Source organism: Halomonas sp. MS1 (assembly GCF_024182575.1).
GTDB lineage: Bacteria > Pseudomonadota > Gammaproteobacteria > Pseudomonadales > Halomonadaceae > Vreelandella.
This window is the reverse complement of the sequence record NZ_CP098926.1, coordinates 3443410-3460574: the sequence shown is the minus strand read 5'-3', so window position 1 is coordinate 3460574 and position 17165 is coordinate 3443410. Positions and strand designations below refer to the sequence as shown.

Sequence of the window (17165 nt, the reverse complement as noted above, 5' to 3'; positions counted from 1 at the left end):
TGCCTCAAGCTGTGACGCGAAGCCTCCGGCAGCCTTGACTTTTCATGTGTGGCTATTGATTATTTTACCCATCGAAAAGCACGCTTTAATTCGGCAACACCATTCGTTTCATACCAACGACCATGGGCAATGATTACCTTATCAGGACTCCATTCCAGAATTTTATCAATCGCCTTTTTTAATTGCTTATGGCGCCCTATATATGCCATTCGCAAATCAATTGGAAGCTTGCCGTCAGGATCCAAATTACCGGCAAGCCACATGAATATCCTAATAATTAGTGATTTTTCCATTTGAGCCTCAAAGTTCTCGATTAAATCAGCAAGGATAAGCGTATTAGAACCTTTATGGTAAAAGACTACCTCTTCTAAAATCCTGCTCCCTTTAACGATCAATTGCTCTATATCCCCTCGCCATTCAATTTCTGGCTCATCTGAAAGATCCTTATCAAATTCCCAACCAGCTTTTCGCGCAGCGTCCCGAGAATCAGGAGATGCCCAGGATATTGCGTTTGGATATAGTGCTTTCCATTCACCAATCCACCAGTAGTGAATTCTGTTGGGAGACACGAGATGTTTAACTTCTCCTAGCTTTTCAATTTCTTCTTTCAAGTGCTGAGTAAGCTCGACCGGAGAATGTATAAATAATGCCCCAGAGGATAACCGAACAATCGTCATCCTAGTAGGAAAGCTTACTCCTTTAAACTTTATGAGTGGCCCATCCACAATCCAAATATCTTTGGCAACAGGTTTGAGAACCTGTATAGGCTTATATGTTTCCACTGCTTTACTCCTGCATCTTTAACTGCTTCAACCAAGATAAGTAACGCCTTGCTACTTACTTTCCTTGACCGATTTTACTTTGAAGGTAACGGTGCGAACGCCTGCATAGGCTGCGTCGGCGGCATTCTCCGCATCAATTGTTGCCAACGCCACCGATAATGTCAGGTCGGTCGCTGTTCTGCTCAGTAGCGAGGCCTTAGTCAGAGATACCGTTTTCTGCTTCCCCAAAGACTAGCCCACAATGCGACGGGAGGTTTGCTTCCGTCATGAATTAGCGATGGCTTTTAAAGCAGATTATTAACTACAATGAGCGTAACGTAAAAATCGAAAAACTTGTATTTTTCCAAAAATATAATTGAGCGCTAGTAGACCTGAGGCTTTAGATTTTGAAAAATGTCGCTGGAATTTTGTGTTTTCTTTTTTGTACACCTGTGTTTGCGCAGAATAGTTTTCATTTGCCAGGCGAGTCTAAAGTAGAGGGTGGAAGCTTTTACGTCGGCACAGTTTTCGGCGACCAAGATTATGCTGGCAATGCCAATCTTTCTACCCCGTCATTCTTGATAATGAAAACGGAAGTACCGTATCGGCTCTATCAGGAAGTGCAGTCCTGGGCATTCCAGCATGGTTATTCATTGGGCGACGCCTGTGATGGCGCCACAATTGACGGCTGTCGGTCAGACAACCAGAGTAGCGGCCAGCACCCTGCCGTTAATGTCACCTGGTGGGATACCATTTTGTTTGCCAATGCCCTAAGCGAATACCAAGGGCTGACTCCCTACTACCTAGACACCGAGGGGGCGCCGCTTAAAGCCATACCGGAAATCGATGATAGCTCCGGCATACGAAGGGAGCCTAAAGCATCGGGGTACCGTTTACCTGATATGGTTGCATGGCAAGTCGCGGCTAGAGGTGGCTATGAAGGTATTGCAGACGGCTCCTATGGCTACCCTCATTCAGGCAGTCCACAACCAGAAGCAGTCGCCAACTTCCCCTCTGAAGATGGCACCGTATCGGGTACGTTGCCCGTAGGCTCTAAGCTTCCCAATGCTTTGGATCTTTACGATATGAGCGGTAACGCGGCGGAGTGGATTGATGAAAGAAACCATTACGCTCAGGGAATCCCCATGTATTATTTTTGTGGTGGCAGTTATCAACAAGCCGTCACTAACGTGCTATCAGGTTGTGATGTACATTCTCCGGGGTTTGGAATGCCCAATATCGGTTTCCGGTTAATAAGAGCGGTCGATGAGTAAGCACCTATTCTTCCTGCTGGTTTACTTTTTTAGCACTAATGCCATGGCGTTTTCTCAGCTTGAGTTAACCGATGGCGTAAACCGTATTGATCTCAACAGAAACGGTATGGAGGATTATGTCATTGCCTCGATATATGACAGAAACATGTCATATAGTAATAATTCGCTGACCTTCTTCATTCGCTTGCCTAACGGCGAGCTCAGCATTATACCAGCAGCCAATCGAGATACATTCACTTGGCTAGATCATCGCATTTTCTCCGGCGCCATAACGATTCGGGACAACCGCCTTTTCGAGTCCGATAATGGCGTTTTTCTAGTGGTCGCCAAAAAGCATACTGAGAATAGGGATTTGTTTGGGCCTGGGCCTTTTACGTTTGAGGTTTACGGTATCCAACAATCCAGCCAACACCCCGGCGCCCCACTTTATGAGTGGTCACTATTGAAGACTTTTGAGTCGACTGGGCAACATGAGTCTTCCGAGCAGGCTTTCCTGGAAATCGACGCAGAGGCGCTGAAGCGGGGCAATAACTGAGCGCCCTAATCATTTCCTTGAGTAACGGTTAGACAACGCTTAGCATTACTTGGTTGATGCTTACGTGAACACGTAAGCATCAATGATGCCCGTCAAACAGTGTCTTCTTCTACTTCTTGTATGCTGGATTTTTTCGCCTCGCCTGAACTAGCCCAAGGTACACACTAAACCGAGAAAATCACATAATAGCTTTCGAGCAGCATGTTAGGCGATTTTTCGTGCTTTAATTGCGTACACCAATGGAACCTGTTGTCCCTTATATAACATTTGATACCCTAAGTCTGGCACCAACTCTAAACCATCAAAGCAATTATAAGGGCTATAGGGATGCTCAGAGAAAGACTCTATAGCTAACCCTGCACCAATTAAAACGCTTATAACCTCACTCATTGAATGGGACCAAGTCACCACAGTTGATTTAGTGCCATCGCAGTTTTCAGTATAAGTACCTTCCTCTTCAACATCAGGGGCACCGCGAGAGAAGTACGAGTAACCTGACAACAAGTCGCAAAAAGCATGAAACTCAATCAGATGAAATTCGCCACCAGTTTTTAATGATTTAGCGACTGTTTGTGCCCAATCCGCCAAATTGGATAGCCAGCACAAAACTCCGTATGAAGTAAATACGATATCAAATTTCTGTGTGTTTTCACGACCAAATTGAACAACGTCACTTTCGATAAAATTTGCTTTTAAGCCTAAAGACTGCTTCAGTAAGTTTGCCTGTTCGATTGCATCAGCAGACAAATCAACACCCGTGACCTCTGCACCTAAACGAGCCCAAGACAGGGTATCTTGACCAAAATGACACTGTAGATGTAATAAAGATTTCCCCTCTACATTTCCAACCTGTTTCAGCTCTACTGGGTTTAACGAGCATTTACCATTTTTGAATGACTCAATATCGTAGAACGACGATTCAACGTGTACTTTGGTTCTTTTGTCCCATGCCTCTTTATTTATGCTCAAATAATCCATTTCACGCCTATACAGTATATTTTATCGTTTAACGAGACGGTAGAAAACCCCTTTTCGAGCCGCCTCTACCGCCTATCACCCTAATTTATTTACTCAGCGAGTTATCTGCCTGAATCGTCATAATATTGGAATTCAGACGTTTGAGGGTCCACCTTAAGAGAGATGAAGCCGGAACGAAAAATACATCTCCGATGTTTGGCATTGTTAGCGAAAGATAGCCTATCGCTATATCCACACATCATTTTCCGCCCGAAGCTCGCCGCCGGAGTCCCCTGTATTGACCACGCCTTGAGGCTCAATAAGGAGGACATGGCATTCATCTTCAGCGAAGGGCCGATGCTCCACACCCCTGGGAACAACATATATCTCTCCTTCGGATAGATGAACAGTACCATCTCGGAGTTCAATGCCCATTGCTCCTTTGACTACCAAAAAAACCTCGTCCGTATCTTTATGATCATGCCAAACAAAATCCCCCTGAAACTTTGCCAGCTTGATCTGATAGTCGTTCATCTCCGCGACAACGCGTGGCGACCAGTGTTCAGCAAACTTACTGAATTTTTCGGACAAATTAACTACGTCTGATTGCATTGGTGTATACCTCCACCTTCTCGATAACGCCTTGCTCATTTACGCAACGGTTGTAGCGATTTTTTGTGCAACAGTGAACATTGTGAATGCATAAAAAGGAGCGTAGACCGCTGAATCAAATGGAGCAATTTGTTATGCATTAGTTTCATTTTGCTACTGGTTTTTTCTTTTTATCTATCAAAACATCCTGTTGCCATTTACTAGGTTTCTTGTCAGTGCGATGTATACACCCTACCCAGCAACAAGGTCTTTTTTTTCCTTCTAGAAGCTCTTCAGTAGCTCGAGCTATCCGTTTTACTCTAGTTTTCTCTTGTTTGGCGTCTTCAACCCAACAAATAAACTCATTACGGCCAATTGCCGATAAGGCTTCCCAAGTATTAATGAGGCCTTTTTCAGTTAATGCTACGGCCAAATCAACGGGCAATTCATGCACTAGGCCTCCGGAAAGTTTTGGCTTCATATTTAATCACCTAATTTCTGGTTTTGCGGGCCAACGCTCGAAATACATAAGAATGGCCGGATCGTAGGCCAGCCGTCCGGTCGGGTCGTTACGGTACTGGGAGATGGAAAACGGACAAGTCGAGCTTGTGCTCGATCAGATATAGCGTGTTCACAGATGCTTGACGGGAGCTGGTCTTGGTAGTTGATCCCCCATGGCATTCTGATCGTGGTTATAAGCCTTGAAGCGCGGCATGCTGACCACTCCTCATCTGTTTTTCCCGATCCTACCAAAACCATCGTGCCGTAAACACTTGAAGCAGTTCAAACCCAAAATACCAAGCGTTGAAAATCCGTCTTAAACGCTTTTGTTATGGGCAACTTTGACGCGCCTGACCATCTTAATGTGAGAAATTCCCGTACTCTTAGCAACGTAGGATTGACCTGAAACCTTAAAGCCCAGCTTTTCATACATTGATACGGCATGTAGCCTAGCATTTAAATAAATTTCTTCAGCTCCCTTTTCAAGCGCTTCATGTGTCAGTTTCGTTAGGACACTTGTGCCTAAACCCTGCCCTTGCATGTCTGGGCGGACTACCATCTGAGATATCTTAAAGATTCGTGGGATTGCTTCGCTTAGCCGACCATATGCGCACAACGAACCATTCTCAATTGCAGCGATATGAAAACTACTACTTTCGAGTGCATCAAACAATATTTCTCGCGGAAGACCAGGAGCTCGGAAAAATAAGTCATACCGTAAATCCAATGCTTCTTTGTATAACTCATCCGTGCTTTCTAAGTAAATAAATTCCATTTTATCTCCCTTGCCCATAACGCCTGAGTTGATTGGCGTTTGTAGAGCAGACACAGCCTACGGAGCAAACATCTATTTCCAACGACTTGATATTCCTTGAGCCTGATCCCCCAACCCAGCCCGTTTGGCTAAGCTAAAAAGGCGACCAAACCTAACAGGAGAAGCCTCAATAGGCGACCGAAGGAAATACCCTTGCGGTATTTTTTCTGTAAGCCATCAACAGCCAACGATGACAGATAAAGCAGTATCACTGCTCAGGGTCTTGATATTGACCGCTTACGCGGCCAATAAAAATACTGTGGCCTATTGACAGGCAGAAGGCTCATAGGCGCTATATGTAGTTTCTAACTTCATCAATGGTTCTGGTTAATTTATTTCTTTCTTCATGATGAAGTCATTTTGCACTTCATTACCCATTATAAAGCGATGTGAACCAAATTCGTAAAAACCATTCTTCTTATAAAAATCTATTGCTGCTAAGTTTTTCTCCCAAACACCTAACCAAGCAAAGCTTTTAATTAATTCCTTTGCTCTTTTAACCCCATGACTGAGCATAATCTTACCCAAGCCTCTAGATTTATATTGGGCCTTTACATAGATCCTTTCGATTTCTAGTCCATTTTCATTTTTTAAATCAGATTGAGCGCTATTGACATTTAGCTTAAGGTAACCAGCAAGCTCATCATCTACTCGAATAAAATAAAACTCACTATCTTCATTCATAATTTCTTGACGTATTTTATTTCGTTCAAATGCTTGATCCAGATAAGTCTTCATCACTTCATCGGAACAATACGATTTAAACGCTTCAAGATATGTCGACCTTCCAACTTCAACTAATTCGTCAAGGCTTTTAACATCACATTTTTCCAACATGATCTTTTCGTTAGTCAAAATAACCCCCTTACATCAATGTATCTTTTTCATATAACAGTTTATTAGTGCGCATGCGCATTATCCTGAAAGCCCTGTCTCTCTAAAAGCATTCCAATCTATTGATAAAAAAACACCACCATCTCCCGCCCTAAAGCCTGCTATAAAATGCGCGTGCGTGGGATAGAAAACCAACAGATCCAGCTTGTACTCGACTAGGTAGTGTATTGCATGCTCAAAGGTGTTTTTTTACAGTCTAAACACCCGCCTAAGGGGCTAGCAACGCACTGCTAACAAATACAACAACCGTATCCACTTCGGTGCAACGTGACCGGAAGCGCCGTGCGTTAATAACTCCTCTTAAGCCGTTGATTATGCCCAAAGTACTCGCTTCATTAGCTGCGCACCATCACCATAACTTTTACACACTTCTTGTTCTAATGGTGTAAAACCTTGTTTTTGCCAAAACTGCATTGAGTTCTGAACAGACACTAGCCGAATTTCTCTGTAGCCTGAGACGATGGCAACGTTCACTAAATGCGCCATCATTTTTGAGCCAATACCTTTGCCAAACGAATTACTCGACACAGCTAAATCGTGGAGAAACAAAATTGATCCTTCTGTCCCTTTCGGTAGCTTGTTGAACAATTTCGGTGGCATTTTACTGTTCCAAGAATGCGCTAACGAATATCCCATTAGTTGCTTATCATCTCTATAAATAAAACAACTACCTGGCGATCTCAGCCACTTATCCTGCAATACCTCTAGGCTCTCTGGTTCAACCAAATGGTAGACTTCTGTTTGCAGTCTCAATATCTCAGGCCAAGTTGTTTCCACGATAGATTCTATTGACATACTCTGACCTAACATACGTTGGGCATAACAGCGTGTTCTAGCTCATTAGTCCGAGGATATGCACTTGATGGCTTCACCCAGGTACGGCTTAGAGCTACCGCAGCGCTTTCGGCTAGTTAAAAAAAGGCACGCTACCGCCCCGGTACAACTGGGCTGCGTTAACACGCTCCGCTGGCGACCGTCTGTGTTTTTCTTGTCTGATACTACGTTAAGCAAACTATCTATTTTTGACATTACTCAGTTTTCTTCGACATGGCAAAGTCCTTTCGCGGGTGCCTCATTCACTCGTTCCTCGCGATATTCGTTACCGCGCGCTACAAGTTGCTTTGATTGGTTATAACGGCGCGGCTAGTGTTGGCGGCATTATCATCGCGCGCTGAAGCGCCCTCCCACAATAATTCGAGGTCTATGGGCAGCAGCACGCACCGCACTACATGAATGCACTTATTGTTACGTTTATGCGAAGTTTCCCGCGCCTTCTGCTAGCCAATTGTTGAAAAGCCTATTAGCCTGCTAACTCAACCAGCAAGGGATTGAGATGCAAGAGACAACGATGCGGCAGCGGGTGGCGGGTGTTTTGATTCTGCTTGGGCTGTTCGCTCAAATTATTGGCTTTATCGGCGTGATACCGACGGCGCAGGCGGTGAGCTATGTGCTGTGGGTGGCGGTGGCGCTGCTGTGGCGGGATATTCCGCGCCGCTCGCGCATTCAGGCGGGGGTATTGATTACCCTTGGAGTGCTGATGCTAGTGGTGGCGCGGGTGATGTATGGTGCCAATGTAAATTGGCCTGCCATGCTTCAGGGCAATGTGTTTGTGGCCACGATGCTGGTGGGCGTTAGCTTTATTTCGTTGATTGGCACCCAGGGTAATAAGCGCCCACCGGGCAAACGAGTGACCGGTGCAGATGGCGTGCTGCGCACGTGGCTAGGGGTTCACTTTCTCGGCACTATTCTGAATCTTTCGACGATTTTTATGGTGGGCGACCGCTTAGCCAGGCGCTCTCCGTTAACCATACCCCAGCTGTTGGCCTTAAATCGTGGGCTTTCAAGTGCGGCATTGTGGTCGCCCTTCTTTGCCTCTATGGCGGTGGTGATTGCCTTGGCGCCCGACGTTCAGTACGGCCAGATTGCGCTGATTGGGTTTCCGTTGGCGATGCTATCGGGGCTATTAACCACCCTAGAGTTGAGGCGTCGGTTTGATTTAACCGAGATCGACGGCTTTTCACTTTCACCACGCAGCCTGTTAATGCCGGCGAGCATGGCAGCACTGGTGATGCTGTTTCATTTTTGGCTGACGCCGTCGCTCACCATTGTCAGTATTATTACCTTTTTACTGCCAGTGGTAGCGGTGCTGAGCAACCTACGGGAAGGCACCCGCTTTACCCTGCGGCGCATTCGCCAACACACCACCACAAGGCTACCCGCCATGCGCGGGGAAATTTCGCTGTTTTTAGCGGCGGGCTTGTTAACGCTGGGGCTTTCTACCCTGGTAGCGGCCGCAGCAGGTGACGAATGGACGCTATTTGCTACCTTTGGCATGTGGCAAGCCATGGTGAGCTTTGCGGCGATTACGCTGAGTGCGCTGGTGGGATTACACCCGATCATTGGCGTTTCCGTGCTGGCATCTATTTTGAATTTAGCAAGTGGTGAGCAAACGCTGTTTGCCTTTGTTGCCCTGAGCGCCTGGGCGGTAGGCACCAGCGTTGGGCCGTTATCTGGCATTAACCTTTCGCTGCAGGGGCGCTACGGAATTAGCGGCTACCGCATGATGAAAAACAATTTTCTGTATGCCGCCATGATGAGCCTGCTCTCGCTGGGCGCGATCGCAGGCCTGAGCATCTGGGTCAATTAAGTGATGAGTGCGCTAGCCGCTTAGGTTTCGACGATTTTACTGGGAAAGCGGTAGAAATAGCGGTGGCCACACTGGTGGCATGGTTCCAGGCGCGAGACGCTTTCTAGCATCACCTGGGCATCGCAGTGTACGCACGCCATCAGGCCCGGTGCGGCAACTTCACCCTCGCAGTAGTCGGCACGAGCAGCTTCCAAGTCATCTTCGAAGCGTTCGCGCTCCACCACGCTGCGGTCGGCGATTGAAAGCAGCGATTCCGCTACCCGCCGTGAAAGGTTGTCGATATCGATGCCCAACCAGCTAGCAACCTGTTTACCGGTATCCGCCATGTAGTAGCGCATATCTTTCAGGTCACGTTCTACCCAGGCACGCAGCAGGGCTAACTCATCTTTGGTGTACTCTTCCAGCTCCGCTTCAAAGGCAACGGCGTCGTCCAAATCCTTTTGTAGATTATCCCAGGTAAGATCGTTAGCCCCGTCCTGCATACGTTCTAGCAGGCGCTCGTAGCCTTCGCGCAAACGGTGATCGTTATGTTGTTCCATGGTACCTCTCCTTTTGTCGACCCAAGGTGCGGCCTATCATCGGCTAACCGTTCAAGGATACACCTGCATAGGATACAATCGACGTTACTTATCTGACAGCCGTCATCCATTATTCACTTTGCGCCCTTTTTGGGCGAATTACCCCAAGGCATTGAAAACACCGATGGACGCACATTACAGCCCCCGTGAGATTGAACGTGACGCTCAGCAGTACTGGGATAAACACCAGTGCTTCAAAGCAGTAGAAGACGCTAACCGCGAAAAGTTCTACTGCCTATCCATGTTCCCCTACCCCAGCGGCAAGCTGCATATGGGTCACGTGCGTAACTATACTATCGGCGACGTTGTGTCCCGTTTCCAGCGCATGCAGGGTAAAAATGTCATGCAGCCCATGGGCTGGGATGCGTTCGGTATGCCTGCGGAAAATGCCGCGATTCAAAACCAGGTGCCGCCCGCGAAGTGGACCTATCAAAACATTGATTACATGCGTAACCAGTTGAAGGCACTTGGCTTTGCCTACGACTGGAGCCGCGAATTCGCTACCTGCGATACCAGTTATTACCGCTGGGAGCAGTGGTTCTTTACCAAGCTGGTCGAAAAAGGCTTGGTCTATAAGAAAATGTCCACGGTGAACTGGGACCCAGTTGACCAAACGGTACTGGCTAACGAGCAGGTAATTGACGGCTGCGGCTGGCGTTCTGGTGCACCGGTAGAGCGTAAAGAGATCCCGCTGTGGTTCTTGAAAATTACCGACTACGCCGATGAGCTGCTGGCAGATCTTGATAATGTCGAGTGGCCCGAACAGGTCAAAACCATGCAGCGCAACTGGATTGGTAAATCCCGCGGCGTTGAGATGACCTTTGATATTCAGGCGGAAGACGGCAGCGCCTGCGAGCCGCTGGCGGTGTATACCACCCGCCCGGATACGCTGCTGGGTGTCACCTACGTGGCCGTCGCCGCTGGTCACCCGCTGGCTAAGCAGGCTGCCGCGCAAAACAGCGAACTGGCAGCGTTTTGTGACGAGTGCGCCAAAGGTGGCACGTCGGAAGCCGAAATGGCTACCAAAGAAAAACTAGGCATGCTCACTGGGCACAAAGCCATTCACCCGCTAACCGGTGATGAAGTGCCGGTGTTTGTGGCCAACTTTGTATTAATGGAGTTTGGTACCGGTGCGGTTATGGCGGTTCCTGCCCACGACCAGCGCGACTGGGAATTTGCGACCAAGTACGGCGTAGAACTCAAGCCGGTGGTGGCCGATGCCAATGGCAACCAGCCGGATATTTCCGAAGGTGCTTATGTTGAGCACGGCACGCTGATTAACTCAGGCGAATTTGATGGCCTGGAATTCCAGGCGGCGTTTGATGCAATTGCCGCGAAGCTTACTGAGCTTGGCCGTGGTGAAGTAAAAACCAATTACCGTCTGCGTGACTGGGGTATTGCTCGCCAGCGTTATTGGGGTGCGCCAATTCCTGTGAAATACGGCCCGGAAGGCCAAACCGTACCGCTCTCCGATGATGAACTGCCGGTAGCGCTACCCATGGAAGTCACCGTGGATGCTTCCGGCTCGCCGCTGAAGAGAATGCCCGAGTTTTCTGAACTGGGCGATGGTTGGGTGCGCGAAACCGATACCTTCGATACCTTTATGGAATCATCCTGGTACTTCGCCCGCTTCTGCTGTGCGGATAACCACGAAGCAATGTTGGACGAGCGCGCCAATTACTGGCTGCCCGTTGACCTGTATATCGGCGGTATCGAACACGCGATTCTGCATCTGCTCTACGCCCGCTTCTTCCATAAACTGCTGCGCGATTTCGGCATGCTGGATTCCGATGAGCCGTTCCAGCAACTGCTCACCCAGGGCATGGTCATCGCGGAAACCTTCTACCGCTTTAAAGATAACGGTGGTAAGGAGTGGTTCAATCCCGCTGATGTAGAAGTCAAACGCGATGAGAAAGGTCGTCCGTTAAGCGCTGTTCTAATCAGCGACGGCCTGCCGGTAGAGATGGGCGGCATCGAGAAGATGTCTAAATCGAAAAACAACGGTGTTGACCCTCAGTCGATGATCGACAAGTTTGGTGCCGATACCGTCCGTCTGTTTATGATGTTTGCCGCACCGCCCGAGCAGTCGCTGGAGTGGTCGGATTCAGGCGTTGAAGGTGCGCACCGCTTCTTGAAACGGATTTGGCGTCAGGTGACCGAGCACCTTGCGGCTGGTACACCGGGCGAATTGACGGTTGATGCGTTAAACGACGACCAAAAAGCACTGCGTCGTAAGACCCACGAGACAATCAAGAAAGCCAGTGATGACATTGGCCGCCGCACTACCTTTAATACCGCCATTGCCGCGGTAATGGAACTCTCTAACGCAGTGGCCAAGTTCGACGATACGTCCGAGCTAGGCCTAGCGGTCAGTCGCGAAGCGCTTGAGGCATGTGTGCTGCTGCTGGCACCCATTACACCGCACCTGTGCCATACGCTGTGGCAACAATTAGGCTATGACCAGCCCGCCATTGAAGCTCAGTGGCCGAAGGTGGATGAAGCCGCGCTCACCCGCGATAGTATCGAACTCGTCGTGCAAGTGAACGGAAAGCTGCGCGCGCGCCTAGAAGCCCCGGCCAGCGCAGATAAAGCCGCCATCGAGCAACTGGCGATGGAGAACGAAAACGTCCAGCGCCATCTGGAAGGTAAAACGGTTCGGAAAGTCATCGTTGTACCCGGCAAGCTGGTTAACATTGTGGTGAGTGGATGAAACCATCCCAACACGTTACACGCCGTCGTTTCCTCGCTACCAGCATCGCCGCCTCAGCGGCGGTGTTGCTCAGTGGCTGCGGGTTTCGCTTGCGCGGTTCAGATTCGATGCCGCGCCTGCCTGCTCTGTCACTAGAGGGCGACGACAAAAGCGCCTTGGCCCAACAGCTACGCATCCGGTTACTACAGCAAAGCAGCGAGGTTTCTGATGGCGCTCCCTGGCGGGTCACGCTGGGCTCACCGACGCTTCGCCAACGCCGTATTGGCAGCGAAGGGCGTGCCAGCCAAGAACATGAGCTAACGCTAAGCACGTCTCTCTCCGTACAGCAGCGAGAGGACAATGCTTATGTGCTTAATAATGCAACGATAACGACCGATACACGCATTCGGGTCAGCGATGATGACCTGCTCAATCGCGAAACCCTCTTTCAAGAAGCGGAACAAACGCTAACGCGACAACTGGCTGAGCGCATTGTCGAAAGACTGGCGAACCTTGAGGCCATTCAGTGAAGGTATTTTCGGATCAGCTTCCCGCGGCCTTAGCAAAAAAATTGCCTAAGGTGGTGATTGTTGCCGGTGATGAGCCACTGCAACATCGTGATGCCTGTGATGCCGTGCGCTCAGCCGCGCGGCAAGCGGGTGTTGAAGAGCGGGAAGTGCTTGATGTAGAGCCTAACTTTGCCTGGGGCCGACTGCTGGAAACCGCCAGCAACCTCTCTTTATTCGCCTCTAATAAGCTTCTGGAACTGCGGTTGGGGACACACAAACTTGGCCAAGATGGCAGTAAAGCACTGGCACAGTATGCGGAATTGATGGATGGCAGTGACGACTTGCTGCTGATTAGCATGGGCAAGCTAGACGCCAAGCAACAAAAAAGCGCTTGGTTTAAAGCACTCGATAAACACGGTTTATTTGTACCTGTATGGCCCGTTGATGCTTCGCGATTAGGCTACTGGCTGCGGGATCGCGCATCGCTGCATGGTTTGCAAATTGACCTAGAAGCGGCTCGTTTATTGGGTGAGCGCACCGAAGGTAATCTGTTGGCCGCTGATCAAGAGCTGCAAAAACTCGCGCTGATTCATCCACCTAACACTCGCCTTAATGTTGAAAGCATTGCCCAAGGCGTGGAAGACAGCACCCGCTTTGATGTGTTTAACCTTGCGGATGCCTGTTTAAAAGGAGAGCCAAGCCGGACCTCGCGTATCGTTAACGGGCTGCGCAGTGAAGGGGTTGAAGCTCCCATCGTGCTTTGGGCACTCAGTCGCGAGCTACGCACCCTGCTTTCGCTGCACCAGCATTTGGATCAGGGACAAAGCTTTGAGCACGCGTGTAAAACTCAGAAACCAATGATTTTTGATAAACGCCGCCCCGCTTACCAAAAAGCGATCAGTCGCCTATCAATGAAACGTTTACACAAACTCCTGCTGATGGCCCAACGGTTAGATCTTGCTGTGAAAGGGGCTTCTGCGGTGCCCTTATGGCCAGGGCTTCATGACCTAGCCATGACCATGGCGGGCGGTAAAGGGCTGTTAGCTGAATCCCCTTGGACCTACCGCATTAGTGCAAATAATTAGCACTTTTCGTTTTCGCCTTAAATCCAGTACGGTTTATTTCTATACTATTGATTCAGGTTACAAATTACCTTGCTCCCCGATACGTCTAAGGATGAAGACAATGAAAAAAGTGCGTGCTTATCTCTCAAGCTTACTGATCGCTGCGTTAGTCATTACCAGCCTACCTGTTGCCGCTGCGCCCACAGCCCCGCAGAGTATGGACGCTACCTCTACAGACTTAGCCTCTACAAACTTAGTCTCTACCCAATCTGTTTTAGCAGGCGACCGCGCAGGTGCTGACCGCGAGCGTATCAATGAAATTCTCGCCCGTGCAGATGTGCAAGAAGAGCTGCTCAAGCAGGGTGTCGATCTAGATGACGTTGAAGCCCGCGTTGCCGCACTAAGCGATGCAGAAGCGCAGCAAATGGCCGAACAACTCGAACAGCTGCCCGCCGGCGCCGGCGTGATTGGCGCCCTGTTTGCGGTATTCGTTATCCTACTAGTGACAGACATTCTCGGCCTGACCGATGTTTATCCGTTCACTCGCTGATTTGACTGCCATGATGAAACACCTTTTAAACGCCCGCTTTGCGGGCGTTTTACTGCTTACCCTACTGCTGCCCACTCTGCTTAGCGGCTGCGCCAGAAGCCCGGTGCTGTTAGAAAGCACTAAAGCTAGCCTAGCACCGCAAACTGAGCTGACCGAAGTACCGTTTTACGCCCAGACGGCGTATCAGTGTGGCCCAGCAACACTGGCAATGGCGCTCAATCACCAGGGGGTAGATGCAGGGCTTGAGCAGTTAATCCCACAGGTATTTCTGCCTGGGCGAGAAGGTAGCGTTCAGCCTGAAATGCTAGCCACTGTGCGCCGTTATAAGCAGTTGGCGATCCCCGTTCGTGGCACCATGGATGCATTGCTCGGCCATTTGGAAGCAGGTGACCCTGTAGTGGTGATGCAAAACCTCGCCTTGCCAGCTTTCCCGATGTGGCACTACGCGGTGGCCATTGGTTTTGATTTACCTAATGAAACGCTGATTTTACGTAGTGGCGAAATCGAACGACATACGATGTCGTTTAGCCGCTTTGATGCTACCTGGGCACGCAGTGAGCGCTGGGGATTTGTGGTTAGCGAACCAGGCAGCCTGCCCGAAGGCGTTACCGCCCGCAATGCGCTGGAGGCCATTAGCGCTTACGAGGAGCAGCATGGGCCTGTAGCAACACTTTCCAGTTGGCAAGCCTTTGTAGAACGCTTCCCTGCTAATCCGCTGGGTCAATTTGCACTCGGCAATGCGCTATACGCCGATCAACAACCTCAAGCAGCGCTGGAAGCCTTCGAATCAGCCACACAGCTTGACCCTGCCATGGGCGCTGCATGGCTCAATGTCGCCATACTCAGGCTTCAGAAGGAAAATAGCGAGGGTGCGCGCGAAGCACTCACTCAGGCTGCCACCTTAGACGGTGACTGGCAGCCACGCGCGCAGCAACTGCTGGATGGTTTGTGAGGCGTGAGTATGGGGGCATAGCCCCCCTACTTAAAACATTTTAAAACACTCGGTTTAAGCCATTTTGCGCCGCCACCCGGTACGCTTCGGCCATGGTGGGGTAATTGAAGGTCGTATTGATGAAGTACTTCACCGTATTCGCATCCCCTTCCTGCTGCATAATGGCCTGGCCGATGTGCAAAATTTCCGACGCCTGGTCACCAAAGCAATGGATACCCAGAATCTCCAGCGTGTCTTGGTGGAACAAAATCTTCAGCATTCCCACCGTATCGCCGGTGATTTGCGCACGAGCAGTATCTTTAAAGAAAGCTTTACCCACTTCGTAAGGTACTTTGGCTTCGGTCAGTTCACGCTCGTTGGGGCCGAAAGAGCTGATTTCAGGAATAGTGTAGATCCCAGTGGGTACATCGCTAACGAAGCGATACTCTTTTTCCAGTAGCTCGTTACAGGAGTTTAATCCCTGGTCGTAGGCAGCACTGGCAAGACTCGGCCAACCAATCACATCGCCTGCAGCGTAAATATGCGGAATCGCGGTGCGGTAGTGCTCATCAACGCTAAGCTGGCCTCGACCGTTTGCCTCTAAGCCAATATTCTCAAGTCCAAGGCTATCGGTATTCCCGGTACGGCCATTCGCCCAAAGGAATGCATCGGCGCGGATTTTCTTGCCCGACTTCAGATTTACGGTTACGCCGGCTTCATCACCTTCGACACTTTTATAGTCTTCGTTATGGCGGATCAGCACACCGTGTTTACGCAGATGGTAGGAAAGCGCATCACTGATCTCATCATCCAAAAATGACAGCAGACTATCGCGGTTGTTGATCAAATCAACCTTAACACCAAGACCCGAAAAGATAGAGGCGTACTCGCAACCGATCACACCTGCCCCAAAGATCACCAGTGTCCGCGGGGTATGGGAAAGGCTGAGAATCGTATCAGAGCAGTAAATACGTGGATGACGAAAGTTAATATCCGCCGGACGATAAGGCCGAGAGCCGGTAGAAATAACAATTTTCTTGGCTACCAGCTCTTCCACGCCTTCCTGCCGGTCTCGCACCACCACGGTATGCTCATCTTTAAAACGCGCCACTCCATGAAACAGATCAATGCGGTTGCGCGCGTAAAACGTTGTGCGCATTTCGACCTGTTTATCGATGGTGCCACGCGAGCGCTCCATCACTTTAGGGAAAGAAAACCAGCGGGGTTCACCGATATCGCGGAACATGCGGTTGGTATTGAACGCCATGATCTGTTTGACCTGATGGCGCAGCGCTTTTGAAGGGATCGTGCCCCAGTGGGTGCAGTTACCCCCCACCTGGGCCTGCTTTTCAATAATCGCCACTCGCTTACCATGCTTTGCGGCGTTAATAGCAGCGCTTTCCCCAGCGGGACCAGTACCTATCACCACAACATCGTAATTGTGAACGGCCATACGACTTGGATCTCCTTATTCCTGACTTAAAAGCGCTCTCAACGATGGCATTTACATAAACGCTCGCGGTAAGCGAACGTCTGAGCAGCCAATGGCTAGATTAACGACGCGTTGCGTCATAACCTAGGTCAGCTCCACGGCTTTCATCGCTACGCCGACGTACACTTCCACGCTTGCGGTTTTCTTCTTCGCAAACCTCATCTTTACCGCCGCAGATGTCACAGCCTTCTTTTAGGCCTAACTGATTTAATCCACCACAGGAACCCGCAATAGGTTTGCGGCCCATTAAGACGCCAACGGCCATTGCCGTCATTACCAGTGCCATAAAACCAAATACCAGTAGCCAGATTGTCATGTTCACCTCCCAGCATTGCATTAACTGCTCACCTGCCGACAACGGTCATGTCGTTAAGTGCC

General features: G+C 49.6%; 18 protein-coding genes. 8 read left to right on the top strand and 10 right to left on the bottom strand.

Going from position 1 to position 17165, the window contains the following annotated elements; translation table 11 throughout:
- Positions 1-59: 59 nt before the first annotated feature.
- A complete protein-coding gene (locus NF683_RS15870) occupies positions 60-782 on the bottom strand; it encodes a DUF4336 domain-containing protein (protein WP_253920428.1) in 723 nt (240 codons plus the stop codon).
- Between the two features lie 431 nt (positions 783-1213).
- On the opposite strand from NF683_RS15870, the gene NF683_RS15865 reads away from it, so the two are divergent.
- Together NF683_RS15865 and NF683_RS15860 are read left to right on the top strand one after the other, a co-directional pair.
- Positions 1214-2035 (top strand): SUMF1/EgtB/PvdO family nonheme iron enzyme, encoded by an 822-nt coding sequence (locus NF683_RS15865; RefSeq protein WP_253920427.1) that lies wholly within the window; start codon positions 1214-1216, stop codon positions 2033-2035.
- Positions 2028-2570, top strand: coding sequence for a carbapenem self-resistance protein CarG family protein (locus NF683_RS15860; protein WP_089038130.1), 543 nt, complete (start codon positions 2028-2030; stop codon positions 2568-2570). The genes NF683_RS15865 and NF683_RS15860 overlap by 8 nt, the downstream gene beginning before the upstream one ends.
- A gap of 204 nt (positions 2571-2774) precedes the next feature.
- On the opposite strand, the gene NF683_RS15855 is transcribed toward NF683_RS15860, so the two are convergent.
- From NF683_RS15855 to NF683_RS15830, 6 genes are all read right to left on the bottom strand, one after another.
- A complete protein-coding gene (locus tag NF683_RS15855; protein ID WP_253920426.1) occupies positions 2775-3548 on the bottom strand; it encodes a class I SAM-dependent methyltransferase in 774 nt (257 codons plus the stop codon).
- Between the two features lie 225 nt (positions 3549-3773).
- Positions 3774-4139, bottom strand: coding sequence for a cupin domain-containing protein (locus NF683_RS15850; protein WP_253920425.1), 366 nt, complete (start codon positions 4137-4139; stop codon positions 3774-3776).
- A gap of 145 nt (positions 4140-4284) precedes the next feature.
- Positions 4285-4599, bottom strand: coding sequence for a YdeI/OmpD-associated family protein (locus tag NF683_RS15845; RefSeq protein ID WP_125747370.1), 315 nt, complete (start codon positions 4597-4599; stop codon positions 4285-4287).
- A 336-nt stretch (positions 4600-4935) separates the two neighbouring features.
- Entirely contained in the window at positions 4936-5394 is a 459-nt protein-coding gene (locus NF683_RS15840) for a GNAT family N-acetyltransferase (RefSeq protein WP_089038126.1), read from the bottom strand.
- Between the two features lie 366 nt (positions 5395-5760).
- Positions 5761-6288 carry a GNAT family N-acetyltransferase gene (locus NF683_RS15835; RefSeq protein ID WP_198361467.1) on the bottom strand — a complete coding sequence of 176 codons (528 nt, stop codon included), beginning with the start codon at positions 6286-6288 and terminating at the stop codon, positions 5761-5763.
- Positions 6289-6639: 351 nt separating this feature from the next.
- A complete protein-coding gene (locus NF683_RS15830) occupies positions 6640-7122 on the bottom strand; it encodes a GNAT family N-acetyltransferase (protein ID WP_253920424.1) in 483 nt (160 codons plus the stop codon).
- Positions 7123-7660: 538 nt separating this feature from the next.
- Here NF683_RS15830 and NF683_RS15825 point away from each other — a divergent pair.
- On the top strand, positions 7661-8974 hold the full coding sequence (locus tag NF683_RS15825; RefSeq protein WP_253920423.1) for a hypothetical protein: 1314 nt from the start codon (positions 7661-7663) through the stop codon (positions 8972-8974).
- Between the two features lie 20 nt (positions 8975-8994).
- On the opposite strand, the gene NF683_RS15820 is transcribed toward NF683_RS15825, so the two are convergent.
- Complete coding sequence (locus NF683_RS15820) at positions 8995-9513, bottom strand: zinc ribbon-containing protein (RefSeq protein ID WP_089038123.1); 519 nt, start codon at positions 9511-9513, stop codon at positions 8995-8997.
- Between the two features lie 163 nt (positions 9514-9676).
- On the opposite strand from NF683_RS15820, the gene leuS reads away from it, so the two are divergent.
- From leuS to NF683_RS15795, 5 genes are all read left to right on the top strand, one after another.
- Entirely contained in the window at positions 9677-12262 is a 2586-nt protein-coding gene (gene leuS / locus NF683_RS15815) for a leucine--tRNA ligase (RefSeq protein ID WP_089038122.1), read from the top strand.
- The gene (locus NF683_RS15810; RefSeq protein WP_253920422.1) at positions 12259-12771 is read left to right on the top strand and encodes an LPS-assembly lipoprotein LptE; all 513 of its coding nucleotides are present in this window, start codon (positions 12259-12261) and stop codon (positions 12769-12771) included. The genes leuS and NF683_RS15810 overlap by 4 nt, the downstream gene beginning before the upstream one ends.
- Positions 12768-13835 carry a DNA polymerase III subunit delta gene (holA, locus tag NF683_RS15805; protein WP_089038120.1) on the top strand — a complete coding sequence of 356 codons (1068 nt, stop codon included), beginning with the start codon at positions 12768-12770 and terminating at the stop codon, positions 13833-13835. Before NF683_RS15810 ends, holA begins: the two co-directional genes overlap by 4 nt.
- 100 nt (positions 13836-13935) lie before the next feature.
- Positions 13936-14364 (top strand): PA2779 family protein, encoded by a 429-nt coding sequence (locus NF683_RS15800; RefSeq protein ID WP_089038119.1) that lies wholly within the window; start codon positions 13936-13938, stop codon positions 14362-14364.
- A gap of 13 nt (positions 14365-14377) precedes the next feature.
- A complete protein-coding gene (locus NF683_RS15795) occupies positions 14378-15316 on the top strand; it encodes a PA2778 family cysteine peptidase (RefSeq protein ID WP_253921904.1) in 939 nt (312 codons plus the stop codon).
- A gap of 40 nt (positions 15317-15356) precedes the next feature.
- Here NF683_RS15795 and sthA read toward each other — a convergent pair whose 3' ends face one another.
- On the bottom strand, positions 15357-16748 hold the full coding sequence (sthA, locus tag NF683_RS15790; protein ID WP_038483647.1) for a Si-specific NAD(P)(+) transhydrogenase: 1392 nt from the start codon (positions 16746-16748) through the stop codon (positions 15357-15359).
- 100 nt (positions 16749-16848) lie between these two features.
- Positions 16849-17103 (bottom strand): (Na+)-NQR maturation NqrM, encoded by a 255-nt coding sequence (gene nqrM, locus NF683_RS15785; RefSeq protein WP_009723507.1) that lies wholly within the window; start codon positions 17101-17103, stop codon positions 16849-16851.
- Positions 17104-17165: the final 62 nt, after the last annotated feature.